Source organism: Pseudogemmobacter sonorensis, assembly GCF_042762395.1.
Classification (GTDB): domain Bacteria; phylum Pseudomonadota; class Alphaproteobacteria; order Rhodobacterales; family Rhodobacteraceae; genus Pseudogemmobacter; species Pseudogemmobacter sonorensis.
Window position 1 is genome coordinate 43,525 of sequence record NZ_JBEFZE010000007.1, and the last position, 22,957, is coordinate 66,481.

Annotated in this window: 20 protein-coding genes; 6 read left to right on the top strand and 14 right to left on the bottom strand. The window is 69.9% G+C overall.

Going from position 1 to position 22,957, the window contains the following annotated elements; all coding sequences use genetic code 11:
- Nucleotides 1–365: 365 nt before the first annotated feature.
- Together prmC and ABNX41_RS07650 are read left to right on the top strand one after the other, a co-directional pair.
- Nucleotides 366–1,205: a peptide chain release factor N(5)-glutamine methyltransferase gene (gene prmC, locus ABNX41_RS07645; protein ID WP_438669135.1), complete on the top strand. Its 840-nt coding sequence runs from the start codon at nt 366–368 to the stop codon at nt 1,203–1,205.
- Between the two features lie 291 nt (nt 1,206–1,496).
- Nucleotides 1,497–2,513: a DUF4167 domain-containing protein gene (locus tag ABNX41_RS07650; protein ID WP_438669136.1), complete on the top strand. Its 1,017-nt coding sequence runs from the start codon at nt 1,497–1,499 to the stop codon at nt 2,511–2,513.
- A 1,199-nt stretch (nt 2,514–3,712) separates the two neighbouring features.
- Here ABNX41_RS07650 and rsmA read toward each other — a convergent pair.
- The 6 genes from rsmA to lptF form a co-directional block, all read right to left on the bottom strand.
- Nucleotides 3,713–4,549: a 16S rRNA (adenine(1518)-N(6)/adenine(1519)-N(6))-dimethyltransferase RsmA gene (gene rsmA / locus ABNX41_RS07655; protein ID WP_438669137.1), complete on the bottom strand. Its 837-nt coding sequence runs from the start codon at nt 4,547–4,549 to the stop codon at nt 3,713–3,715.
- 43 nt (nt 4,550–4,592) lie between these two features.
- A complete protein-coding gene (gene pdxA / locus ABNX41_RS07660; RefSeq protein WP_438669138.1) occupies nt 4,593–5,612 on the bottom strand; it encodes a 4-hydroxythreonine-4-phosphate dehydrogenase PdxA in 1,020 nt (339 codons plus the stop codon).
- Nucleotides 5,613–5,625: 13 nt separating this feature from the next.
- The gene (locus ABNX41_RS07665; RefSeq protein WP_438669139.1) at nt 5,626–6,951 is read right to left on the bottom strand and encodes a peptidylprolyl isomerase; all 1,326 of its coding nucleotides are present in this window, start codon (nt 6,949–6,951) and stop codon (nt 5,626–5,628) included.
- 113 nt (nt 6,952–7,064) lie between these two features.
- Nucleotides 7,065–9,248, bottom strand: coding sequence for an LPS-assembly protein LptD (locus tag ABNX41_RS07670; protein WP_438669140.1), 2,184 nt, complete (start codon nt 9,246–9,248; stop codon nt 7,065–7,067).
- Nucleotides 9,248–10,345, bottom strand: a complete 1,098-nt coding sequence (gene lptG, locus ABNX41_RS07675) for an LPS export ABC transporter permease LptG (RefSeq protein WP_438669141.1) — start codon at nt 10,343–10,345, stop codon at nt 9,248–9,250. The genes ABNX41_RS07670 and lptG overlap by 1 nt, the downstream gene beginning before the upstream one ends.
- A complete protein-coding gene (gene lptF, locus ABNX41_RS07680; protein ID WP_438669142.1) occupies nt 10,342–11,466 on the bottom strand; it encodes an LPS export ABC transporter permease LptF in 1,125 nt (374 codons plus the stop codon). Before lptF ends, lptG begins: the two co-directional genes overlap by 4 nt.
- 212 nt (nt 11,467–11,678) lie before the next feature.
- On the opposite strand from lptF, the gene ABNX41_RS07685 reads away from it, so the two are divergent.
- Together ABNX41_RS07685 and ABNX41_RS07690 are read left to right on the top strand one after the other, a co-directional pair.
- Nucleotides 11,679–13,151: a leucyl aminopeptidase gene (locus ABNX41_RS07685; RefSeq protein WP_438669143.1), complete on the top strand. Its 1,473-nt coding sequence runs from the start codon at nt 11,679–11,681 to the stop codon at nt 13,149–13,151.
- 61 nt (nt 13,152–13,212) lie between these two features.
- Nucleotides 13,213–13,704 (top strand): DNA polymerase III subunit chi, encoded by a 492-nt coding sequence (locus ABNX41_RS07690; RefSeq protein WP_438669144.1) that lies wholly within the window; start codon nt 13,213–13,215, stop codon nt 13,702–13,704.
- 449 nt (nt 13,705–14,153) lie between these two features.
- On the opposite strand, the gene ABNX41_RS07695 is transcribed toward ABNX41_RS07690, so the two are convergent.
- The 3 genes from ABNX41_RS07695 to ABNX41_RS07705 all read right to left on the bottom strand — a co-directional run bounded on the left by ABNX41_RS07695 (nt 14,154) and on the right by ABNX41_RS07705 (nt 15,867).
- A complete protein-coding gene (locus ABNX41_RS07695) occupies nt 14,154–14,729 on the bottom strand; it encodes a retropepsin-like aspartic protease family protein (protein WP_438669145.1) in 576 nt (191 codons plus the stop codon).
- Nucleotides 14,730–14,876: 147 nt separating this feature from the next.
- On the bottom strand, nt 14,877–15,170 hold the full coding sequence (locus ABNX41_RS07700; protein WP_438669146.1) for an AzlD family protein: 294 nt from the start codon (nt 15,168–15,170) through the stop codon (nt 14,877–14,879).
- Nucleotides 15,163–15,867: an AzlC family ABC transporter permease gene (locus ABNX41_RS07705; RefSeq protein ID WP_438669147.1), complete on the bottom strand. Its 705-nt coding sequence runs from the start codon at nt 15,865–15,867 to the stop codon at nt 15,163–15,165. Before ABNX41_RS07705 ends, ABNX41_RS07700 begins: the two co-directional genes overlap by 8 nt.
- Before the next feature lie 87 nt (nt 15,868–15,954).
- Here ABNX41_RS07705 and ABNX41_RS07710 point away from each other — a divergent pair, with 87 nt between their 5' ends.
- Together ABNX41_RS07710 and ABNX41_RS07715 are read left to right on the top strand one after the other, a co-directional pair.
- Nucleotides 15,955–16,503: a helix-turn-helix domain-containing protein gene (locus tag ABNX41_RS07710; RefSeq protein ID WP_438669148.1), complete on the top strand. Its 549-nt coding sequence runs from the start codon at nt 15,955–15,957 to the stop codon at nt 16,501–16,503.
- Nucleotides 16,504–16,623: 120 nt separating this feature from the next.
- Nucleotides 16,624–17,049 (top strand): GFA family protein, encoded by a 426-nt coding sequence (locus ABNX41_RS07715; protein WP_438669149.1) that lies wholly within the window; start codon nt 16,624–16,626, stop codon nt 17,047–17,049.
- A gap of 662 nt (nt 17,050–17,711) precedes the next feature.
- On the opposite strand, the gene ABNX41_RS07720 is transcribed toward ABNX41_RS07715, so the two are convergent.
- The 5 genes from ABNX41_RS07720 to ABNX41_RS07740 are packed head-to-tail and all read right to left on the bottom strand — an operon-like array spanning nt 17,712 to nt 22,927.
- Nucleotides 17,712–19,118: an FGGY-family carbohydrate kinase gene (locus tag ABNX41_RS07720; RefSeq protein WP_438669150.1), complete on the bottom strand. Its 1,407-nt coding sequence runs from the start codon at nt 19,116–19,118 to the stop codon at nt 17,712–17,714.
- Entirely contained in the window at nt 19,115–19,429 is a 315-nt protein-coding gene (rhaM, locus tag ABNX41_RS07725; RefSeq protein ID WP_438669151.1) for an L-rhamnose mutarotase, read from the bottom strand. The genes ABNX41_RS07720 and rhaM overlap by 4 nt, the downstream gene beginning before the upstream one ends.
- A complete protein-coding gene (locus ABNX41_RS07730; RefSeq protein WP_438669152.1) occupies nt 19,429–20,415 on the bottom strand; it encodes an ABC transporter permease in 987 nt (328 codons plus the stop codon). The genes rhaM and ABNX41_RS07730 overlap by 1 nt, the downstream gene beginning before the upstream one ends.
- On the bottom strand, nt 20,412–21,401 hold the full coding sequence (locus ABNX41_RS07735; protein WP_438669153.1) for an ABC transporter permease: 990 nt from the start codon (nt 21,399–21,401) through the stop codon (nt 20,412–20,414). The genes ABNX41_RS07730 and ABNX41_RS07735 overlap by 4 nt, the downstream gene beginning before the upstream one ends.
- Nucleotides 21,398–22,927 carry a sugar ABC transporter ATP-binding protein gene (locus ABNX41_RS07740; RefSeq protein WP_438669154.1) on the bottom strand — a complete coding sequence of 510 codons (1,530 nt, stop codon included), beginning with the start codon at nt 22,925–22,927 and terminating at the stop codon, nt 21,398–21,400. The genes ABNX41_RS07735 and ABNX41_RS07740 overlap by 4 nt, the downstream gene beginning before the upstream one ends.
- Between the last annotated feature and the right edge of the window lie 30 nt (nt 22,928–22,957).

The following is a 22,957-nucleotide window of genomic DNA, read 5'->3' on the forward strand; positions in this document are numbered from 1 at the left end:
GGGGGGCCGCTTATCCGGGGCCCGACCAGCCGCCCCCCCATTCCTCCGGTCTGGTCCATCCGGCTTCCGGCGACTCCGCTCCCGATTGTGCGAGGCCGGGCCACCCGGGCCCCGGCCACGCCGGTTCCGACCTTCCGGGACCTGATCGTCAGGGGCCGGGCCTGCCGATCCTCGACCCTTCCCGTCACGTCGATCCGGCCACCGGCCCGTCGGGCCCGGGCGCCTGCGCTTCCGACCCGTCGCAGCCCGGCGATCCGAACCCCGGCAGTCCGAACCTCGCAGCCCGGCTCTCCGACCTCGCCCCCCCCGACCGCATTTCCCCCGCCGACCCCGGTTTCGATGCGGGCCGTCCCGTGAAAACTGCGTTGGCTCGCGCCGTCGCGCTTTTGCGGGCCGCCGGGATCGAGGATCCCGCCCGCGATGCCCGCGCGCTGCTGGCCCATGCCATGGCCCTGGGGCCGGAGCGGCTGAGCCTGCATGTCGGCGATCCGCTGACCGAGGGGCAGGCCCGCGCTTTCGGCGCCGCCGTCGCGGCCCGGCTGGCGCGCAAGCCGGTCTCGAAGATCCTCGGGCGGCGGCTGTTCTGGGGGCTTGAATTCCGCGTCACCGAGGAGGTGCTCGACCCCCGCCCCGAGACCGAGATCCTGGTGGCCGAGGCGCTGCGCGAGCCTTTCTCCCGCCTTCTCGACCTCGGCACCGGATCGGGCTGCATCCTGCTCTCCTGCCTGCGTGACAGGGCGGGGGCCTCGGGCCTTGGCGCGGATCTTTCCGCCGCCGCGCTCGACGTGGCGCGGGGGAATGCCCGCGCGCTCGGCCTGGGCGAGCGGGCCGCGTTCCGCGCGGCCGACTGGAGCGCGCCGGGCTGGGCGGCGGGGCTGGCGGAGGAGAGCGGGCGCTTCGACCTCGTGGTCTCGAACCCGCCCTATATCGCCGCCGCCGAGATGGGGGGCCTTGCGCCCGAGGTGCGCGGCTGGGATCCCGCCCTGGCCCTGACCCCGGGCGGCGACGGGCTGGACGCCTATCGCGCGATCACCGCCGGGCTTTGCGACCTGCTGGCCCCCGGCGGCCGGGCGCTGTTCGAGATCGGCCCGACCCAGGGCGCCGGCGTGGCCGCGCTTCTGGCGGCGGCGGGGCTGGGCGGGATCCGGGTACTGCCCGATCTGGACGGGCGCGACCGGGTGGTCGGCGGCAGGCGGCCGGGTTGAAACCCGCGCAAGGCCGCGGCCAGGCCTTGATTTCGCCGCCCCAGCCCCCATTTCTACGGAATGGCCGGGGAATGTGCCCCGGAGGCGGCGGAAAACCCGCGAAATCCGCGGCAGGGGCGGCAAAAACCGCTTGCCAGCGCGCGCCTGCCATGGTTTAGCAACCCCATGCGGAGGGCGCGGCGCATTCGGCCCCCCATCCCCCGCAAGAACCCGATCACGCCCCCCGATTGTTCCGGCCGCGACACCAGCGGCACGAGGCGGGGCATCGAGATCCCAGGATCATAGGCAAAGATGCGCTCTTCCAAGAAACGCTCGCGTTCCAATCAGAACCGCCCGCGCTCTCTCGGCAATATCGTCAACCGTGTGTTCGACTCCTCGGGCCCCGAGGGCAAGGTCCGCGGCACGCCGCAGCAGATCATCGAGAAATACCAGACGCTCGCCCGCGACGCGCAGCTCTCGAACGACCGTGTGGCGGCCGAGAATTTCCTTCAGCATGCCGAGCATTACACCCGCATGCTGGCCGAGGCGCAGCGCGAGCTTGCCGCCGAGCATGAGGCGCGCCAGGGGCAGCAGAACGGTGGCGGCCAGAATGGCAACCAGAACGGCAATCGCGACAATGCCGGTCGCGACGCGAACCGCGACAACCTCAACCGGGACCGGGCCGAGCGCAACGACTCGCGTGAGCGCGGTGATCGCGGTTTCGAGCGCCAGGACCCGCGCCCGCCCGGAACCGGCGAGCAACCCGGCGAGACCCCCGCCGATGTGATCGACTTCGGCAACGAGGATGCGGGCCTGGTCGAACTGCCCGAAGCCCCCCGTGCCGAGCGCGGCCCCGAGCGCCGCAACGATCGTCGCGACCGCCAGAATTTCCGCCGCGACCGAGACGACCGCCGCCGCGAGGGCGGTGCCGAGGCGGCTCAGACCCCCGCTCCGGGCCCCCGCCCCGAGGCGGTGAGCGCCGACGGCGGCGAGAGCGCCGCCGATCTGCCCAGCTTCATCACCGGCCTGCCCGGCTCCGAGCCGGGGCCCGAGTCGGGGCCAGAGCCGCGTGCCGAGGGTCGTGCGCCCAGGGCCGCCTCCCGGGCCGAGCCGAAGGCCGCGAAGGCCAAGGCGGATCTTTTCGCCGCCGAAGCCCCGGCCGCGTCCGAGCCTGCGCCTGCCGCTGGCGAAGCCGCCGGGGGTGCTGCTGGCGAAGCAGCCGGGGAGCCCGAAGCCAAGCCCCGCCGTCCCCGCGCACCGCGCAAACCGCGCGAGAAAGCCGCCGCCGATCCGGTGGTGACCGTCGCGGGCTCGGACGGTTCGGAGTAAACGCCTTTGCGCTAACGCTGCGGGCAGGGGGGCCGGAACGCAGGGGCGGGACGGTCGCATTCGCCTCGGCGGTTCCGGCCAATGCGCCCGGATGGTCGTCTCCGCGCAAAGGCCCCCCCTGCGGGCAGGTCTGCGAGTTCGGCCAAGACCGGAGACCGGAAGCCACCGCAGGCGAGGGCACGGCGCGGGACAATCCCAAGGCTGGGCCAGGAAGGATCCCGAGGTTGGAGCATCAAAAGGGGCGGCCCAGCCGCCCTTTTATCGTTCCGGCGGTTCGCGTTCCAACCTCCGATTGGAGCTCAAATCCCGGGCTGGGGGGGCCTGCGGCCGGTGGCGGTGTTTGAACCGGGACCTGCCCCATTCCATCCCTCTGTTCGAACCTCGGGCTGCTCAAACTCGGGAGGGCATTGGCCTCAGCGACAGTCGGTCGCTTCATGGGCGCCCACGGTGCTGGTCCGCTGGCAAAGCCTCTGCTTCGGGCCCGCGCTCCAAGCCTTTGGTCCCGGTCTCGGTTCCCCGGCTCTCAGGCGAAGTGCCAAGTCGTGGGCAACGAATGGCCCGTTCTCCGGTGTCGCGAGGCGCGAGTTCTCCTTCTCAGGCCTGCCCCCACGGCTCACATCCTCGTTCGCAGTCCTGATTTCGAGGCCGCCCACTCTCCGGCCATGGCCCTCTCGCGAGGGGCGCGAGTTCCCCTCCTCTGGCCCGCCCCCCCCACGGCTCACATCCCCGTCCTAAGTTCTGATTTCGAGTCCGCCCGTTCTCCCGCTCCCGCCCTGTCGCGGGGATGGAGCCCCGGGTTCGATTTCCCATGGTCCGACCCCACGGCCCGAACCCCGGCCTGACAGGCTGCTGAAAAAGTCATGTGCAACCGCAGCTTGCGTCAGAAAACAGGAAATTCGACCGATAGCGCGCCAAAACAGGCCGTTTTCGGTCCAATTTTCTACCTTGTCGGGAAGATTTTCGCTTCAAGACCGCCCCAAAATTCTTTTTCAGCAGCCTGCTAAGTCCTGATTTCGAGGCTTCGGCGTCGAGCCGACGCTTGTTCCGCTTCCAGGGGCCTGGTTCTTCTCCCTTTGGGGCCCCCGGCGCAGGATCCGGTCCGAGCGTCCCCGGGGTCCGAGCTCTGGGGTCCGAACTCTGGGGTCCGAACTATGGGGTCCGCGCCCCGGCCCGGGACGGTCCGGGCGCGGCGGCGGGGCCTATTCGAAACTTCTCGCCAGGGCGCAGAAGGCCTCAAGCCCGATCTCCTCGGCCCGGGCGGTGGGGGGAATGCCGACGCGCTCCAGCCGCGCCTCGATATCCCGCCCGAGCGCCTTGAGCGAGGAGCGCAGCATCTTGCGGCGCTGGTTGAAGGCCATGGCGGTGATCCGGCCGAGGATCTTCTCGGGCGCGGGATAGCGCGGCGCCTCCAGCCGGGTCAGGTGGACCACCGCCGAATGCACCTTGGGCGCGGGGGTGAAGGCCTCGGGCGGAAGATGCATGACGATCCGCGGCTCGCACCGCCATTGCGCCAGAAGCGCGAGGCGGCCGTAATGGTCCCCGCGCGGCTGCGCCACGATGCGCTCGGCCACTTCCTTCTGGAACATCAGCGTCAGGCTCTGCCAGAAGGGCGGCCAGGTGCCGGGGGTCAGCCAGCGGATCAAGAGCTCGGTCCCCACGTTATAGGGCAGGTTCGCCACCACCTTCACCGGCGGGGTCAGATGGGCCGACACGTCCAGTTCCAGCGCATCGCCCTGCAGCACCGTCAGCCGACCGGGGCAGGCCTGCGCGATCTGGGCCAGTGCGGGCAGGGCGCGGGGATCCTTCTCGACCGCCACCACATGGCGCGCGCCCTCGGCCAGCAGGCCGCGCGTCAGCCCGCCGGGGCCGGGGCCGACCTCAAGCACATCCGCGCCCGACAGATCCCCCGCAGAGCGCGCGATCTTCGCGGTCAGGTTCAGGTCGAGCAGGAAGTTCTGCCCCAACTGCTTCTTCGCCACCAGATCATGCGCCCGGATCACCTCGCGCAGGGGCGGCAGGCCGTCGATCGTCGCCAAGGCCGGTCCTTTCTTTGCCTGAGACATGCCCCCGGAAAGGGCTTCACATCCGCCGCGCCGCGCCCATCTGCCGCGCCATCCGCAGCGCCGCCAGAAGCGAGGCGGGATCGGCGATCCCCTTCCCGGCGATGTCATAGGCCGTGCCGTGATCGGGCGAGGTACGCACGAAGGGCAAGCCCAGCGTCACATTGACCCCGCCCGCGAAGTCGATGGTCTTGATCGGGATCAGCGCCTGGTCGTGATAGGCGCAGACCGCCGCGTCATAGCCTGCCCGGGCGGCGGCGTGAAACATGGTATCGGCGGGCAGGGGGCCGCGCAGGTCCATGCCCATGGCCCGCAGCCGCGCGAGCAGGGGGCGGATCATCCGCTCGTCCTCATGGCCCATGGCGCCGCCTTCGCCGGCATGGGGGTTCAGCCCGGCCACCGCGATCCTTGGCGCCTCGACGCCGAAATCGCGGATCAGCCCGTCGCGGGTGATGCGGATCGTCTCTTCCAGCAGTTCCGCCGTCAGCGCGCCGGGCACTTCGGAGAGCGGGATGTGGATCGTCGCGGGCACCACCCGCAGCCCCGGGCAGGCCAGCATCATCACCACCCGCCCGACCCCCGCAAGGGCTGCGAGATATTCGGTATGGCCGGGAAAGCCGAAGCCCGCCCCGTCCTTCAGCGCCTTCTTGTTGATCGGCGCGGTGACGAGGCCGAGCGCCTGGCCGCCCTGGACCAGATCGACGGCGCGGGCGATCGCATCGACCACGCCCTGCGCATTGGCGGGATCGGGGCGGCCGGGCGGGGCGGTGGCGGCGAAGTCGTGGCGCAGCACCGGCAGAAGGTCGGGCGCGACGCGCGCGGCCTCGGCGGGCGTGGCGATCTCGGCGTGAGGGGTGTCCGGGGGCAGATGGCGCGGATCGCCCAGCCAGAAGAACGGCAGTTCGGCCCCAAGCCGCGCGCGCGCCTTCACCGCGATCTCGGGCCCGATGCCCGATGGGTCGCCGCAGGTCAGCACCAGGGGCGGCAGGCCCCGAAACTCGCCCGCCTCCGCGCCTGCGCCTTTACCAGGCCCGCTCACGGTTCGCGCCCGCTCACGGTTCGCGGATGAAGGCGGCGGCGCGCAATTCCTCAAGATAGCCGCCCGCCAGCCCTTCGATCTTCTGGTTGATCACCTGCTCGCGCAACTGGTCGCGGGTCGGTTCGGGCTCCATCTCGGCCTTGCGCCCGCACAGCATCACCAGGCGCCGCCAGCCGTCGCGGGTCAGCGCGGTCGAAAACTCGCCGGGGTCGAGCCTGGCAAGCTCCAGGGCCACATCCTGCGGCACCTGGGCCAGGGGCTGGCTGTGGATGCTCAGCAGGCTGTCGCCCCGGCCCGCGTTCAGCGCGTAAAGGTCGGTGCAGGTGTCGGTCCCCGTCCGCACGCGGGCGATTTCCGCCGCCGCCGCCTCGGGATCGGCGGGGATCAGGTAATCGGCCCAGTCCAGCGTGACGCGCACCGGGGCGGCGGTTTCGTCCTGGGCGATCTCGCGCAGCAGGAACAGCACCACCGCATTTGGCACCACCACCGGGGCCGAGGCCTGGCCCTCGCCAAGCGCGACGATCTGGGCGGCGATGGAACCGGGCAGTTCCGACAGGGGCAGCCAGCCGGTGACCCGCCCGCCCGAGGCGGCGCTTGGCGCGGCGGAATGGTTGCGGGCGGCGGCGGCGAAGGCGGCCTCGCTGCCGATCTGGGCCGAAAGGCGGGTGGCAAGCGCGACGGCGGCATCCTCGTTGCCGGGCTCCATCGGGATCACCAGTTCGGAAAGCTGCACCTTCAGCGCGCGCGGACGGGCAAGGGATTGCTGGAGGCGGTCGACCTCGGCCTCGGTCGCGGTGACCTGGCCGAGGTAGCGCGCGCGCACCGCATGGCGCCAGAGCAGGCCCGAAGAGACGAAATCGCGGAAGGTTTCGGCGGCAATGCCGACCTTTTGCAATTCGGCCACCAGTTCCTCGGCCGAAAGGCTGGCGCGCGCGGCGAATTCCTCCATCCCCTGCACGACCTCGGCCTCGCTCAGCCGGATGCCCAGCCGGGTGGCCTCGCTGCGTTGAAGCCGCTCGTTCACCAGCGATTTCAGCGCCTCTTCCTCGGGGTTGCCGGGCTGGCGCAGCACCTGCAGGAAAAGCGCGCGCTGGATCACCTCGAACCGGGTGATGACCTGATCGTTGACGTAAAGGCTGGGGGCGAAAAGGTTCTGCGCCTGCGCCGGGGGAAAGAGGGCGCCTGCAGCAAGGCCCGGGGCCAGGTCGGCCGGTCGGCCGCCAAGGCCCAGCCCCGCCGCCACCGCCGCGCCAAGCGCGCAGCCTCGCACCAGGCCGCCCGCGCTTGCGCGCCGCCCCGATGCCGCTTCAAGTCTCGACCGAAATTCCGCCTGTTTCATCGTCCGTCCGATTGCATCGCCTGTCCGGTTCCCTGGCCCTTGCGGGCTGTCCGCCCGGTCCGGCCCCGATCCCTGTCCCGATCTCTGCCGGGTGTTCCGCCCGGGAAGATCTCCTAGAAGCATCTCCCCGTCGGCCCCGCCGCCTTGCTGCTGCCAAAGCCGATCAGATCGACCGAAAGGCCGAAATCGGTGGTCGGCGACACACTAGTCGAGGAAGTGAACCGGCGCGAGAGGGAAAGATCTACCGACACGCAGTCGTTGCGGAATTCCACCCCCATCCCCGCCAGCGTGCCGCGATGGGATTCGAAATCGTAGCTGCCGCGGAATTTCGCCTTCATCGCCGGGGTGACCTGCCAGCCGGTGTCGAGCCGCAATTCGCGCGTCGGATCGGGGCGGTTCTCGGCGGGATCGGCGATCACCCAGAGCGCCGAGCCCGAGAGCGAGAAGATCTCGTCGACGAAATCGAAGCGCAATTCGGCCTTTGTGATCTCGAAATCATTGTCGAAGAGCACCCGCCCCGTCGTCTGCACGCCGCTTTCCCAGTCGAGGTTCACCGCCGCCAGCCAGTCCGAGCTTCGCCCCCCCAGCCCCGATGCCGGGCCGAACTGCCCTTCGTCGCGCGCCCGCATCACCCGGCCCAGGGTCAGGCCCAGGTTCCAGCCCTCGGGGTCGAAACGGGTCCAGGTCACGCCCAGATTGGCGCGGTAGCCCTCTTCCACCGCATCCGCGCCGGGAAAGCGGCCGAGCGAGAAGAGATTGCCCTCGTCGAACTCGACCAGGGTCGAATCCTCGTCCGGGATCGCGTCGCCGTGGCGGTTGGCCCAGATCAGTTGCGCCACCGGCTCGATCACATGGGTCGCGCCGGTGGTCGCGCCGCCGCTGCCGCCGCCCGCGCGCACCCAGGGCCAGCGCAATTCGATCCCCGCCGCCGCATGGCCGCGCCCGTAATTGCCGCCGTAGATCGCATCCTGGCGGATGGAATAGGCGTCGAGCTGAGCCTCGCCAAGCGCGGTGGCCTCGATCCCGCCGGGCAGGATCAGGCTGCGGCGCCAGTCGATCCGGGCCGAGACCCGGCCCATGTCGCGCCCGTCGGCGATCGTGTCGGGATCGGGCCCGTCGAGGGGATCGTCCGAGGTGCGGTAATGGTTGTGGGTCTGGATCCTCAGCCCGCCCTCGCCCCCCAGGGGGCCCAGCGAGAAGCGCCGGTGGAAGGTCACATCCGCGACCAGCGAGGGCAGGGTGTCGTTGTCGTCCTCGTCGCGCAGCGACTGGAAGGCCACCAGCCGGGCCGAGAGAAAGCCGTTGCGGCGCACCCGGCTGATCTCGGCCCGGCTGTCGAGCCGGTCGAGATCGGAATAGCCGTAGTCCAGCAGATAGGCATTGTCCGACGCGGCCTGGATGCCGAAGGTCAGGCGGTAGTCGTCCGGCAGATCGAAGGCGCCCCTGCCGAAGAGATAGCCGCGCAGGCTGTCGTCGGTCAGGTTGTCGCGGCTGATCGCGCCGTTGAATTCGATGGTGCCGGTGCGGAAGGCCTGGCGGTAGCGCATCTCAAGCGTGGTGGCGCCGGTCGTGGTCAGATAGGGCGCCAGCGTCAGATCGCGCGAGGCGCCGAGCGGGATGAAATAGGGGATCTTCAGCCCCGTCCCCAGGTCCGAGGTGGTGCGCAGCCGCGCGGGCAGGAAGCCCTGCGCGCGGTCGAGCGTGGGATCGGGCATGCGCAGGCGCGGGATGTAGAAGACCGGCACGCCCGAGATGCGGAACTGGGCATGGTCGAAATAGATCTGGCGCGCCACCTCGTCATGGACGACGCGGGTGGCGCGGATCTCCCACAGCGGGGTGGGACTGGCGGCGCAGACCCGGCAGGACGAGGCGACGACGCGGTCCATCGCGGTATAGCGCCCCTCGACCCGGGCGAGGCGGCTCGCGGCCATCTGGAGCTGCTGGTTCAGGACCAGCCGCGCGCTGGTCAGGATGCCCTCGGACAGGTCCGAGCGCAGATCGGCGGCCGAGGCGAGGATCACGCTGTCGCCCCCGGCCTCGACCAGGGTGATCGGGCCCTCGATCTCAAGGCGTTCGGTGGCGCGGTCGTAGGTGATGCGGCTCGCGGAAAGCCGCGTGCCCTTGTAAAGCACCTCGACCTTGCCGCTGGCGATCAGGCGGCTGTCGCCGGTGACCTCGATCCGGTCCGAGACCAGCGTGGCGCTTTCCTGCGCGCGCAGGCCGCCGGCGGGCGCCAGCAGCGCCGCGCAAAGCGCAAGGATGCGCAGGATGCGGCCCGGGAGCGTCACGGGGCCCATCAACCGTCCTCCAGATGCAACAACAGGCCAAGCGCCAGCATCACCGCCGCGACGGGCGGGCTCCAGGCCGCAAGCGCGATGGGGATCTGTCCCGACTCGCCCAAGGCTTGCGCGAAGTTGCGCAGGAAGAACAGGGCAAATCCGCTGAGGATCGCATAGAGCACCCGCATCCCGGTCTTGCCGAACCGCGCATGCCGCATGGTGAAGCCCGCCGCGACCAGCACCATCGCGGTCAGAAGCAGCGGTTGCGCCAGTTCCATCTGGAACCACAGCCGATAGGCGCGGGCGGAAAATCCGGCGCGCTCCAGCCCCTCGATATGGTCGGGCAGGTCCCAGACCGGCACGGCGGAAGGGGTGCCGAAACTGTCGCGGATCCGCTCGGGCGTCAGGTCCGAGGGCAGGCGGGTCTCGCCCGGCAGGTCGGTCGAGACCAGTTCGGGATTGGCGGCGGTCAGGTCCCAGAACTTGGCCCCCTCGACCACCCAGGCCCCGGGGCTGAGCCGGGCGCGCGCGGCGTGGTAGCGGCTGGCGGGAATGCCGTCGGGGCCGAAGGTCAGGAAGGTCACGTCGTAAAGCTCGGTCCCGTCCAGATTGGCGCGGGCGGCCTCGATCACGGTCTGGCCGTAATCGCCGCCCTGGCGCAGCCACAGCCCCGAATCCGACACCGAAAGCACCGATTGCCCGCCCGCCGACAGGCCCGCGCGCAGATCCTCATAGGCCTTCGAGGTGGCGGCGACGATCGGGTTCAGCACCGCCACCGCCAGCAGCCCGACCACCAGCGACACGAAGACCGGCGTCGCCAGGAAGCGCAGCCCCGAACGCCCCGCCGCGCGCACCACCACCAACTCCGACGACCGCGCCAGCGCCAGGAACAGCGCGACCGAGCCGATGACGAAGATCAGCGGCAGGATGCGGTAGAGCGTCTCGGGCACGTTCATCAGCGCAAGCTGCAAGGTCGTGCCCATCGAGACCCCGGCATCGGAAAAGCGGCGCAACTGCTCGATCATGTCGATCAGCAGCAGGATCCCGAAGAAGATCAGGAAGACCATGCCGACGCTGCCCAGGAAGCGGCGCGCGATGTAAAGCGAAAGCGTCATGCCGGGACCGCCGCGCGCCGCAGCCGCCGGGGGCGCTGTGCGATCCACAAAAGCCCCCCCGCCGCCAGCACGCCGAACAGGGGCGCGGCGTAAAGCGCGGGCCAGCCGTTTTCAGAGCGCAGCGCCGCGCCCGAGGCCGAGGTGTTGAGCATCTGCAGCGCGATGATCAGCAGCACCGCCCCCCCCATCTGCCGCCACAGCCCGAAGCGCGAAAACCCGCCCAGCATCATCGCCGCAAAGCCCAGAAGCGGCGCCGCCAGCCCCAGCAGCGGCCCGGCCAGGCGCGAATGCCCCTCTTCCAGCAGCGCCGCGCGCGAGGCGCCGGTGCGCTCGGCGGTCTCGGCCGAGGCGCGCAGCAATTCGGGCGTGGCAAGCTCGCGCAGGCTTTGCAGCCGTCCGGCAGAGGTTCCGATGATCGCCCCCAGATCCAGGGTGAAATCGGCGAAACGGGTGACCGAGATCCGGCGCCTGCCGTCGCGGCTCATGGTCTGGGCCATGCCGTCGAGCATGACGAGGCGCGGCGCCGCCTCGCCGCGCACGATCAGCGCCTGGCGCGCGGTATAGACGGTCGCGGTCTGGGGGCTGCGCTCGTCCGACAGGAAAAGGTCGTTCAACTCGCCCAAGGGGCTGATCTGGCGGATATAGAGCGTGACGCCGCTGGCGGGATGCATGAAGCGCCCCTCGTTCAGGAAGCGCGCGGTGATGTTCTCGCTGATCTCGGCCGAGCGTTCGGCAAGGCGGGTCTGGCTCATCGGGACGAGGAGATTGGTCAACAGAAGCTGCATGACGCAGACGCAGAATCCGAAGAACACCACCGGACGGGCCAGGCGGAAGGCGGAAAAGCCGGTGGCCTGCATCACCACCAGTTCCGATTCCTGCATCAGCCGGTTCACGGCGTAAAGGCAGGCCGCGAAGGCCGAGATCGGCAGCACCAGCCGGATCACATTGGGCAGCGTCAAGAGCGAGAATTCTACGAAGACAAGCGCGGTCTGTCCGTCGCCGATCAACTGGTCGAACAGGCCGACCGCCCGGTTGACCCAGTAGACCGCCACCAGAACGAGGCTGAAAAAGCCGAACAGCGCAAGCAGTTGCGACAGCATATATCGGTCGAATCTCGACACGCGCACAGGGCCTCTACCAGATCTGGCCGGGACCCTAGCGGATTTCGCAATGGGGTAAAACTCATATCTGGCCAATCGGCGCGCCGGGGGCTAGCCTTCCGCGCCGAGGGTCCCCGGGGGTCCCGGGGGTCATCCGGGCCCTTCGGGGGGTCGTTCCGGTGCGCATGGCCCGACCCGCGCCCAGCCGAAGAACCACGCAAGGATCATCCCAGATGCCGCAGCCGCTTGAAATCCAGTTCCGCGAAACCGATCCGGGCGCGCTGGCCGAAACTCCCGGCCGGATCGCGCTTTTCGCCGATGCGGGGGCCGCGCTTTCGCCTGCCGCGCGCAGGCTCGACCGGGCCACGCGGGGGGCGATCTCGCGCGCGACCGGCTCCGAGGCCTTCGCCGCCCTCAAGCCGGGCGAGGCGCTGGAGCTTGCCTTTCCGGCGGGGCTGGTGGCCGAGGCGGTGCAGATCCTGCGCCTGCCGCGCCGCGCCGACCAGGCGGCGGCGCGCAAGGCCGGGTCCACCATCGCCCGGGGCCATGGCGGCGCGGCGCTGACCGTCCTGGCCGAGACCCATCCCCGCGCCAGCCAGATCGCCTTCGGCCTTGCGCTGCGGGCCTATGAATTCGAGGTCTACCGCTCGGCCCCGGCCAAGCCGCGCGGCCCGGCGGTGGTGATGGTCGCCTCCCCCGAGGCCGTCGCGGCCGAGGCCGGTCCGCTGGCCGCCTTGGCCGAGGGCGTGTTCTTCGCCCGGGACCTGGTGTCCGAGCCCGCCAATGTGCTGACCACCGACGAATTCGCCGCCCGCCTTGCCGCGATGCAGGAACTGGGGCTTGAGGTCGAGATCCTGGAAGAGCCCGACCTGGCCCGGCTGGGCATGCGCGCGCTGCTTGGCGTGGGCCAGGGGTCCGAGAGCCCGTCGAAGGTGGTGGTGATCCAGTGGCGCGGCGGCCCGGCGGGCGAATCGCCGCTGGCCTTGGTGGGCAAGGGGGTCTGTTTCGACACCGGCGGCATCTCGATCAAGCCCGCGGCGGGGATGGAGGAGATGACCATGGACATGGGCGGCGCCGCCACCGTGGCGGGCGTCATGCGCGCGCTGGCTTTGCGCAAGGCCCGGGTCAATGTCGTGGGGTTGGTGGGTCTGGTCGAGAACATGCCCGACGGGCGGGCGCAGCGCCCGGGCGATGTGGTGCGCTCGATGAAGGGCGACACGATCGAGGTCATCAACACCGATGCCGAGGGGCGGCTCGTGCTGGCCGACGTGCTCTGGTATGCGCAGGAGCGGTTCGAGCCGAAAGGGGTGATCGACCTCGCCACGCTGACCGGCGCGGTGATCGTCGCGCTCGGCCATGACAATGCCGGGGTGTTCTCCAACGACGACGCGCTGTGCAATGCCTTCCTCAAGGCCGCCGAGGCCGAGGGCGAGGGCGCATGGCGGCTGCCGCTTGGCCCGGGCTATGACGCCAAGCTCAAGAGCCGCATCGCCGACATGGTGAATTCCTGCGGGCGCGAGGCGGGCTCGATCACCGCGGCGCAGTTCCTGCAACGCTTCGTCCGGACCGGCATGCCCTGGATCCATCTGGACATCGCGGGCACGGCCTATGTGAAGGCCGATACCGCGCATGGGCCGAAGGGCGCCACCGGCTGGGGGGTGCTGTCGCTTGACCGGCTGATCCGCGACAGGTTCGAGCGGGGATGAGGGGCGCGGCGAGGATTACCGGGACGGGCGCGGGGAAGGGCGCCGGAAAGGGGGGCGTCCGATGGGGGCGGTGAAATTCTACCAGCTTGGCCAGACCGCGCTGGAGGATGCGGTGCGCCCGCTGCTGGAGGGCGCGCTGGCGCAGGGCTGGCCGGTCAGCCTGCGCGGGCCCGACCGCGCGGCGCTTGCGCTGCTGGACGAACGGCTCTGGCTTTCGCCTGCGAACGGCTTCCTGCCCCATGGGGTCGAGGGCGGGCCGCATGACGCGCGGCAGCCGGTGCTGATCGGCGCGGGCGCGGCTTCCGGTGCCCCGATGGCGACGCCGACCCCGGCGAACGATCCCAGGGCGGTGCTGCTTCTGGGCGGCGCGCAGGTCGATCCCGACGAGTCGCGGCGGATGGAGCGGGTGTGGCTGTTGTTCGAGGCGCGCGACCCCGCGCAGCTTGAGGCGGCGAGGGCCGAATGGCGCGCGGTCTGCGCGGCGGGGCTGGTGGCCGAATTCTGGTCCGACGCCAGCGGCCGGTGGGAGAAGAAGGCGCAATCGGGGTCCTAGCCGCGGATTTCCCGGGCGCCGCCGCTTGGGGGCGGGGCCTGGGGTCGGCTCCGTGCCGGGGCGTCGGGCCCGATGGCCCCGGAACGGGCCTTGGCAGGCTTCCGGGGCAGGTTTCCGGTCCGTAGGCCGGTCCGGGGCGTGCAGAGGTGGTCCGCTGGCCTGATCGGGCCAGGGGGTCGGGTCGGGGGGCGGGGCCGGGTGCAGGGCTCCGCAGGGCAGGGCGCAGGCGGGCTTGGTCGTGCGAGATCGGGCAGGTCCCGGGTCGGCCGGGCAGGTCCCGCAACGCGCGCGGGGGGGCAACGGCGGGCGCGGAACAGCGTTTCAGAAAGCGACCTGCAGCGCGCGCGGAAGGGGGGGGGACATCTCGCCCCGCCGCGTCGCACAGGGTGATCCCATGCGCACCCTGCCGCCCGCAACCCGGGTGCGCGCGGGCGGGGGCGAAGCCCGTCTCAGCGGCTCAGGATCATCCGGTCGCTCTCGATCCTGATCGAGAAGCGGCGCAGGTAGTCCATGCCCAGAAGCGATCCCTCCATCTCGCCATCGTTCACATAGGCGGCAAGCCCGGTGTCGAGGAAGGGGCCCAGCACCACCTCGTCCAGGCCGACGCGGGCGGTGCGGACGGTGCCGTTCGCGGTCTGGGCCGAGCCGAGATAGGCCAGGCCGTCCGGGTCCAGCCCCAGCCTTTGCGCGTCCCGGCGGCTCAGCACCATATTGGTCGCGCCGGTGTCGACCATGAACAGGACCGGCGTGCCGTCGAGCATGAGATCGGCGTAGAAATGCCCGTCCGCCGCGCGGCGCAGCTCGACCGTGGATTCGCTGGCCATCATCCGCGGGGGCGAGACGTCGCGGCGGATGTCGTTCCACATGCCGTAGCCCGCGATCACCCCCAGGAAGATCAGCCCCCAGGCGGCGGCGGTGCGCAGCGCGGTGCCGAGGCGGGCGCGGTATTCCACGATTACCCAGCCCCCCACCGCCGCCAGAAGCAGGACGAGGTAAAGCGCGCGGCCGTAGAGATCGCCGTCCATCGGGGTCCTTTCAGGGCTTCGTCGGGGCCAGATATGGGGCGGGACGGCGGGAAAGGGAAGGGCGGGGCTTTGCCGGGCGACAGGCTCGGGCCTTCGACTTCGCTGCCGGGCCCCCTTGCCACGGGGGGCGGGTCGCGCCCATGCGACTCAGACGAGGCCGCGCAGCAGCCAGACCGAGCCGACCCCGGCGATCATGGTCAGCGGCAGGCTGCGCGACACCAGCGCGACGGCCAGCGCCACCGCCGCCGCCACCCTTTCGGCGGGGCCCGACTGGATCAGGATCACCGCCAGCAGGGCCGCGATCAGGCAGCCCGGCAAGGCCTGCAACCCGCGCCCCCAGGGGCCGCCGGAGGGGATGCGCGCGCCCAGCAGATAGCCCCCGAAACGGATCGCGAAGGTGCCGAGCGCCAGCCCGGCGATGACGACCAGATGCTCAGCCATGGCGGCGCATCCCGGCAACCCCCGCCCCCGCCATGGCGCCCGCGATCAGGCCCCAGGACGGGTCGAGCGGCAAAAGCACAGCGCAGCCCGCCGCGATCGTGGCCGAAATCGCCCAGGGCGGCAGGCTTTGCCGCCCCTGCCAGAGGCTGGTGAGCAGCAGGATGAACGCGGCGGTGAAGGCGAAATCCATGCCGCGCGCCGCCAGATCGGGCAGGGAGCGGGCGAAACCGGCCCCCAGGGCCGTCGAGGCCACCCAGACCGCGATCAGGCTCGTGCCGCCGCCGACGAGATACCAGTATCCGGCGCGCCCTCCGCCATTGCGGGTGGCATGCATCAGCACCCAGTTCTCGTCCGAGGTCAGATGCGTGCCCAGCATGACCTGCCAGAGCGGCCGCCCGCCGAATTCGCCGCGCAGCGCGGCCGTCATCAGCAGAAGGCGCAGGTTCAGCGCCAGCCCCGCGACCACCGCCAGCAGGGCGCCCGCCCCCGATGCCAGCCGCTCCACCGCGACGATCTGTGCCGAACCGGCGAAGACCAGCGCCCCCATGAGGCCGGTGAGGGGCGCGCCCATCCCCTGGCCCGCCGCCAGCAGCCCGAAGGCGAGGCCGTAGACGGCGACGCCGACCGACAGCGGGGTGATGTCGCGCAGGCCGCGGCGGAATTCCCGGGCGGCGGGCGTTTGGGGTTCATCGGTCATGGGGGTCACCTTGTCGAACATCGTTCGATATGATGAACGAAACAAAACCGTTCGTCAAATCGAACCTTGTGGTGCTATAATGAACGAATGTCGCCGAACACCATCATCGCCGCCGCCATCCGCCGTGAGAGGGAGCAGGCCCAGCTTACCCTCTCGGCCCTTGCCGCGCGGGCGGGGCTGGCCAAATCCACCCTGTCGCAACTTGAGGCCGGCAAGGGCAATCCGAATGTCGAGACCCTCTGGGCCATCGCCAACGCCCTCGGCGTTCCGTTCAGCTCGCTCTTCGAGAGCGCATCGTCGCACGGCGCGCTGATCCGGGCGAGGGAGGGTGTCAGCCTTGGCTCGGGCCAGTCGGCTTTCGAGACGGTGCTGCTGGACAAATCCCCCCCCGACCGGCGGCGCGACCTTTACCGGGTCCTGCTGAAACCGGGTTCGGTGCGCCGCTCGGACCCGCATCCGCGCGGGACCGTGGAGCATGCCTTCCTGTGCCGCGGCAGGGTGAGGCTGGGGCCGCCCGAGAATGCGGCGGAGATCTTTCCGGGCGATTACTACCGCTATTCCGGCGATGTCGCGCATTGCTACGAGGCGCTCGACGGGGACGCGCTGCTGCTCCTCGTCATGGACAGTCCGCGCTAGCCCTGGCGCGATGCTGCGCCGCGTGCGGTGTCGCGGCCACTGGCCGGATCGGCGCGAAGGCCTATTGCCGCGGGAGGGCCGGGTGCCTAGCCTCGCGGTCAGGCAAGGAGGCGACCACCGATGAACGACCCGCGACACCAGCACGATGCGGCCTGCCATTGCGGCTCGGTGCAGTTCAAGGTCCGGCTGACGGACGGGTTCGACACGATCCGGCGCTGTTCATGCTCGTATTGCCGGATGCGGGGCGCCATCGCGGTGTCGGCGAATCTCGCGGATATCGAATTCGTCAAAGGCGAGGGAAATCTGACGCTTTATCAGTTCAATACCAAGGCGGCGAAGCACTATTTCTGCAAGACCTGCGGGATCTACACCCACCACCGGCGCCGCTCGAACCCGAGCCAGTTCGGAATCAACGTCGCATGTCTCGACGGGGTCAGCCCGTTCGATTTCCCCGAAGTCGTGGTCATGGACGGCGTCTCCCACCCCTCGGATAGCGAGGGCGGTCCGCGGGTTGCGGGGGTCTTGAGGTTCGGTCCCGCCGAATAGCTGCGCAGCCGCCATCGGCGGCCCGGTCCCGCCGATCCGTCGAGATCGCTGCCGCGCGGATCGGCCGGATCGACGCGAAAACCCCGGGCCGTCCCATGTCATCTCGCGCGTTCGGAGGTCAGGGCCATACCGGCAATCCCGACGAACATGCAGGCTGTCGCGCGATTGAACGCTTTTCCGTTCCGCGCCAGCCACGCGCTCATCCGCCGCACCCAGACATTTCACCAGTGAAAACAGCGCCTCGGAGGCGAGCGGAATGGCGCCGAGGCCCTCCATAGACGCCGCGATCATCAAAAGGACGCCCGCCCCGCTGCCCAGCGAGGTCCGGAAGGTTCGGCCCGGGCCGAAACGGACGGAGTGATTGATGCAGGGCAACCCGTTCGGCCCCGGCGTGACCAGCAGCACGAGGCAGGCCAGGACATAGACGAGCTAAAGGTCGGGGGGATGTCCGCCCCCGTTATGCCCTTCGGTCGCAGATTGGGGCGCGCGGCCATGCCACGGCAATGACGGAAGTCTTTCGCAGGCGCCGGACCCCGGCGCGTTGTGCAAGATGTCGGGCTTGGCGGCGCCGGTCACCCGGAATGCGATGGGGCGGCGCGTGGCCGCCGGGCCATCGGCCGAAAGCGATGCGGGCCGGGCGGCGTTGTGCCGACCGACGGAAATCAGGGCGATCGCGGCGGTTCTTCGGAGGCGGGATCGTGATCTTCGGCCACCCGGGCCTGCCAATCCTTCGCATAGGCCCGCAAGGCATGCCGATCCGCGGGCGGCGGGTGGCGGACCGCGGCCGTGGGCGCGATGGCCCCGGGCAGGGCCAGCAGCGCGGCGCCGACCGAGGTTCCGGTGGCCGATGCGGCGATCTCGACCCCGCCGGGCCGCAGCGCGGCCAGCATGTCCAGATAATCGCGGTTGCGGGCAAACGGCCCCTCGACGATCACCGGCCCCTCGGCGCCGATCAACCGCAGGCAGGTCCCGGTCATCAGCGCCAGATAGAGCGAGAGCGCGGTAAGCCGCTGCCCCTCGGAGGCGGGCGCCGCGCTCCACCGCATCCGGCGCCCCTGGAACGGGCCCGATCCGGGCTCGACCGCGGGCAGGATCATCACGCCCCCGGCCAGCACCGCCGCGCGGTCGGCGGGCAGGGGATGCGGATCGCGACCGGCGCGGATGATCTCGTATTCCCGCCCGCCCATGAAACGGGCCGAGGGGACGGGCCGACCCAGCCCGTTCACATTGACCAGCAGGTCGCGCGCGGGGTCCAGATCGGTCCGGGCGCCGCCGACGGCCATGCAGACCACCCAGGTTCCCGTCGACACGACCGAGAACGCCCCCCGCCGCGCCAGCACATGCGGGTAGAGCGAGGCGTTCGAATCGTGGATCCCGACCGCGACCGGCGTCCGCGCCGACAGGCCGGTGCGCGCGGCGATCCGGGCGCGCAATTCGCCCAGAACCTCGCCCGGGCGGCGGGCGGGGGCGAGGCGATCCTCCAGCCCCAGGCGGCCGACCAGCGAGGAGAATTTCCCCTCCCACGGGTTCCACAGATCGGTGTGACAGCCCAGCGAGGTGACATCGCTCGCCAGTTCTCCGGTCAGGCGCCAGCCCCAGTATTGCGGATAGGTCAGGACATGGGCGGTGCGCTCGCGCAATCCCGGTTGCGTGCGGAACAGCCAGTGCAATTGCGCGCCGAGGTTCAGACCCAGCCCCAGACGCGGCGATCCGGTCTGCGCGAAATCCGGGCGGATCGCGTCGTATTCCCGCGCCAGATCGTCGGGGCCCCTGTGTTCGTAATCCAGCATCGGCGCGGCGAGCGCGCCCTGCGCGTCGAGCAGCACCGCCGCCGCGCCATGGGTGGTGACCGAGATCGCATCCACCCCATGCGCGGCATGGAAGGCCGCCAGATGATGGAGGAAGAACTCCCAATGTCCGTCGAGGTCGAAATGCGGCCAGGGCGGGCCGGGGCGCACGATGTTGGGCCGCGTCACCACCGCAAGCTCGCGCAGGGTTCCGGCCTCGACCAGCGCGAGTTTGGCATTGGTCTTGCCGATGTCGATGACGGCGATATGGCGGGCGGTCATGGCAGGTGGAACATCGGGGTGAGCGGCACCGAGACGGGCTCGTTGCTCGGGTGCGTCTGCATCAGATCGGCCATATGCGCCCACCAGCGTTTCATCACCGGATGGGCGGGCAGCGCGGCCATGCCGTGCCCCTTGGTCCGGGTCAGGAGGCCGAAGAGCGCGCCGGTCTCGGGGTCGAGCCAGATCGAGTAATCCGAGACCCCGGCCGCTTTCAGCAGCGCGACCAGTTCGGGCCAGATTTCGTCATGGCGGCGGCGGTATTCGGCCGCCATCCCCGGGTTCAACTGCATGCGGAAGGCGTAGCGTTCCATCAGTGCCGCACCATGGCCCAGAGGCGCGGGAGCGCGATCACCCCGATCAGCAGCGCGCCGATGATGATCGACATGACGATCCCCGGCACGTTCAGAAGGCCGAGGCCGAAGGTCACCAGCCCCATGATCAGCGCGGCCAGCACCACGCCCGGGATCGAGCCCGACCCGCCGAGGATCGAGACGCCGCCGAGGACGACCATCGTCACCACCTCAAGCTCGAACCCCTGCGCGATTGAGGGGCGGGTGGAGCCGAGGCGCGAGGTCAGGCAGATCGCGGCGATGGCGCTCATCACGCCGGTCAGCAGGAACAGGATGAAGCGGACTCGGTCTACCCGGATGCCGGAAAACCGCGCGGCGGTGGCGTTGTTGCCGATGGCATAGACGCTGCGGCCGAAGGAGGTGCCGTGCAGCAGCACCGCGAAGACCAGGGCGAAGACCGCGAACAGAACCAGTTCGAAAGTGATCACCCACCAGACATAGCCCTGGCCGAAGAAGGCGAAATCCGCCGGATAGCCGGTGAAGGCCCCGTCCCCCAGCACGATGTAGGAGATGCCGCGAAACAGGCTCATCGTGCCGATGGTCACCACGATCGAGGGCAGGCCGAAGCCCGCGACCAGCATGCCGTTGAAGGCCCCGCACAAAAGCCCCGTGCCAAGGCCGAGCGCCACCAGCACCGGGGTCGCGGCCCCCGCCGCCATCGCCACCCCCATCACCGTCGAGACCAGCGCCATGATCGAGGCCACCGACAGGTCGATGTCGCCCGCGATGATCAAAAGCGCCATGGCGAAGGCGATCATCGCCTTTTCGGTGAAGTTGAAGCTGGCGTCCGACAGGTTCCACGGATCGAGAAACCAGGGCGAGGCGAAGGAGTTGAAGATGAAGATCGCCACGGCGACCGCCAGCAGCAGCGCCTCCCAGCTTTTCAGCGCGCGTTGCCAGCCGGGCACCAGCCGGTCGGGGATCCGGCGTCCTTGCGAGATGCTCATGCGCCTGCCTCCAGCGTCCTGTGTTCGGCCTTTTTCAGGATGATGCGGCCCTTCGGCCCCTGTCCGCGCGCGTTGAAGGCGATGGCGATCAGGATCGCGGTGCCGGAAATCGCCATCTGCGCGAAGGGCGAGATGCCGACGACCGGCAGCGCGTTCTTGACGATGCCCAGGAAGATCGCCCCCATCACCGCGCCCGCGACCGATCCGGCGCCCCCGGCGATGGCGATGCCGCCGATCACGCAGGCCGCGACCACGTCGAGCTCGAACCCGTTGGCGATATCGACATAGGCCACCGCATAGCGCGCGACCCACAGATAGCCGGTCAGCCCCGCCAGCGCACCCGCGAGCGTGAAGGCCCAGAACTGCGTCCGCCCCACCGAGATCCCGGTATAGACGGCGGCATGGGGATTGCCGCCCACGGCGAAGAAGGCCCGGCCGAGGGGGGTGCGGTTCACCACCACCCAGGCCGCGATCACGATGGCGATCATGATCCAGGCCATGACCGGCAGGCCCAGGAACACCGCGCGCGGAAAGGCCTTGAACCCGTCGCTCATCTGGTGGGCGTTGATCCATTGCCCCTTGGTCAGCAGAAAGATCGCGCCGCGATAGATCGTCATCGTGCCCAAGGTCACCACGATGGAGGGGATCGCCAGCTTCCAGACCAGAAGCCCGTTGATCGCGCCGAGCGCCGCGCCAAGCGCGACCACCGCGATCAGGATCAGGGGCAGCGGCACGCCCGCCATGTTCAAAAGCCCCGCGACCATGCCCGAAAGTGCAAGGTTCGCCGCCATCGACAGGTCGATGCATTTGGTCAGGATCACCACCATCTGGCCAAGCGCCAGAATGATCAGGGGCGAGGTATCGGTCAGCACATTGGCAAGGCTCACCGGCCGCACGAAGCCGGGAAAGCGGCTGGCGACCACGGCGAGCAGCAGCAGGATCGCCAGCGCCAGAATGGCCTCGCGCGATTTCGGAAATGTCTTCATGCCGCCTCTCCCTCGATGCCCGCGGCGGCGCGGACCAGGTTTTCCGGGGTCATCCGCCCGCCTTCGAATTCGGCGGCGATCCGGCCCTCGCGCATCACGATCACCCGGTCGGACATGCCCAGAACCTCGGGGATCTCGGAGGAGACCATGATCACCGCCAGCCCCTGGGCGGCGAGTTCGGACATGAAATCGTGGACGGCGGCCTTCGATCCGATGTCGATGCCCTTGGTCGGCTCATCAAGGATGATGATCTTCGGCTTCGTCGCCAGCCATTTGGCGATGACGACCTTTTGCTGGTTGCCGCCCGACAACAGGCCGATGTCCTGATCGAGGCTGGCCGCGCGCAGGTCCAGCCGCCGGGTATATTCGCGCGCCATGGCGAATTCCTCGGTCAGCCGCAGGAAACCCGCGCGCGAGGTCGCGCGCAGAGAGGGCAGGGTGACGTTCTGGAAGATCGGCAGCCCCTTCACCGCGCCCTGCTTGCCGCGATCCTCGGGCACATAGACGATCCCGGCCTCGACCGCCTCGGAGGTCGAGCGCAGGGCCAGCACCTGCTCGCCGATGCGGCAGGCGCCCCTGGAGGGGCGGGTGATCCCGAACAGGGCCTGCATCACCTCGGACCGGCCCGCGCCGACCAGGCCGTAGAAGCCAAGGATCTCACCCGCGTGAAGGGTGAAGCCGATATCCTCGAATTCGGTCGGATGGCTGTAGCCCGCTACCGTCAGCACCGGCGGGCCGATGCGGGCCGGGCGCTTGGGATAGATCTGGTCGACCGAGCGGCCCACCATCAATTGCACCAGCTTCGCCTCGGTGGCGTCGGACATATGGCCCTCGCCCACGAACTGGCCGTCGCGGAACACCGTCCATCGGTCGGCGATGCGAAAGATCTCGTCGAACTTGTGGCTGATGAACAGGATCGCCTTGCCCTGGCGTTTGAGCTGTTCCACCAGATCGTAAAGCTCGTGGATTTCCTTGTGTGAAAGCGCGGCGGTGGGTTCGTCCATGATCACCACGCGGGCGTCGATGGACAGCGCCCGCGCGATGGCGACGAGGTGTTTCGAGGCGATTCCCAATTCGCGCAGCCGCACTCGCGGGTCGAGATCGGCGCCGATCGAGGCGAGCAGGCGGCGCGCCTCCTCCTCCATCCGGCGGGTGTCGATCAGGCCCAGGCGGCCTCGCGGCGCATGGCCGATGAAGATGTTCTCGGCCACCGTCAATTCGTCGAAGAGCACGGTTTCCTGATGGATCGCGGTCACCCCGGCCTTGCCCGCCGCCTGGGCGGTGGGAAAGCGCGTCTCGGCGCCGTTGACGGCGATGGTGCCCTCATCGGGCTGGTAGATGCCGGTCAGCACCTTGACGATGGTCGACTTGCCCGCGCCGTTCTCGCCGATCAGGGCGGTGACCTGGCCGGGCCAGAGGTCGAGCCGCACGTCCGACAGCGCACGCACGCCGGGAAAGCTTTTCGAGATGCCGCGCAAGCTCAGCACCGGTTTGGTGCCGATGGCGGCCGGGATTGCAGCCTGCATGGAACGTGACCTGAATAAGAAGATGCGGAC

Excerpts from the sequence above, each read along its gene's own strand:
- ABNX41_RS07690 (WP_438669144.1), top strand. The coding sequence starts at position 13,213 with ATGGGGGCGGTGAAATTCTACCAGCTTGGCCAGACCGCGCTGGAGGAT.
- ABNX41_RS07715 (WP_438669149.1), top strand. The coding sequence starts at position 16,624 with ATGAACGACCCGCGACACCAGCACGATGCGGCCTGCCATTGCGGCTCG.
- ABNX41_RS07650 (WP_438669136.1), top strand. The coding sequence starts at position 1,497 with ATGCGCTCTTCCAAGAAACGCTCGCGTTCCAATCAGAACCGCCCGCGC.
- ABNX41_RS07735 (WP_438669153.1), bottom strand. The coding sequence starts at position 21,401 with ATGAAGACATTTCCGAAATCGCGCGAGGCCATTCTGGCGCTGGCGATC.
- ABNX41_RS07705 (WP_438669147.1), bottom strand. The coding sequence starts at position 15,867 with ATGACCGATGAACCCCAAACGCCCGCCGCCCGGGAATTCCGCCGCGGC.
- ABNX41_RS07665 (WP_438669139.1), bottom strand. The coding sequence starts at position 6,951 with ATGAAACAGGCGGAATTTCGGTCGAGACTTGAAGCGGCATCGGGGCGG.
- rhaM (WP_438669151.1), bottom strand. The coding sequence starts at position 19,429 with ATGGAACGCTACGCCTTCCGCATGCAGTTGAACCCGGGGATGGCGGCC.
- ABNX41_RS07710 (WP_438669148.1), top strand. The coding sequence starts at position 15,955 with ATGTCGCCGAACACCATCATCGCCGCCGCCATCCGCCGTGAGAGGGAG.
- lptG (WP_438669141.1), bottom strand. The coding sequence starts at position 10,345 with ATGACGCTTTCGCTTTACATCGCGCGCCGCTTCCTGGGCAGCGTCGGC.
- ABNX41_RS07695 (WP_438669145.1), bottom strand. The coding sequence starts at position 14,729 with ATGGACGGCGATCTCTACGGCCGCGCGCTTTACCTCGTCCTGCTTCTG.
- ABNX41_RS07670 (WP_438669140.1), bottom strand. The coding sequence starts at position 9,248 with ATGGGCCCCGTGACGCTCCCGGGCCGCATCCTGCGCATCCTTGCGCTT.
- ABNX41_RS07685 (WP_438669143.1), top strand. The coding sequence starts at position 11,679 with ATGCCGCAGCCGCTTGAAATCCAGTTCCGCGAAACCGATCCGGGCGCG.
- ABNX41_RS07720 (WP_438669150.1), bottom strand. The coding sequence starts at position 19,118 with ATGACCGCCCGCCATATCGCCGTCATCGACATCGGCAAGACCAATGCC.
- ABNX41_RS07730 (WP_438669152.1), bottom strand. The coding sequence starts at position 20,415 with ATGAGCATCTCGCAAGGACGCCGGATCCCCGACCGGCTGGTGCCCGGC.
- ABNX41_RS07700 (WP_438669146.1), bottom strand. The coding sequence starts at position 15,170 with ATGGCTGAGCATCTGGTCGTCATCGCCGGGCTGGCGCTCGGCACCTTC.
- ABNX41_RS07740 (WP_438669154.1), bottom strand. The coding sequence starts at position 22,927 with ATGCAGGCTGCAATCCCGGCCGCCATCGGCACCAAACCGGTGCTGAGC.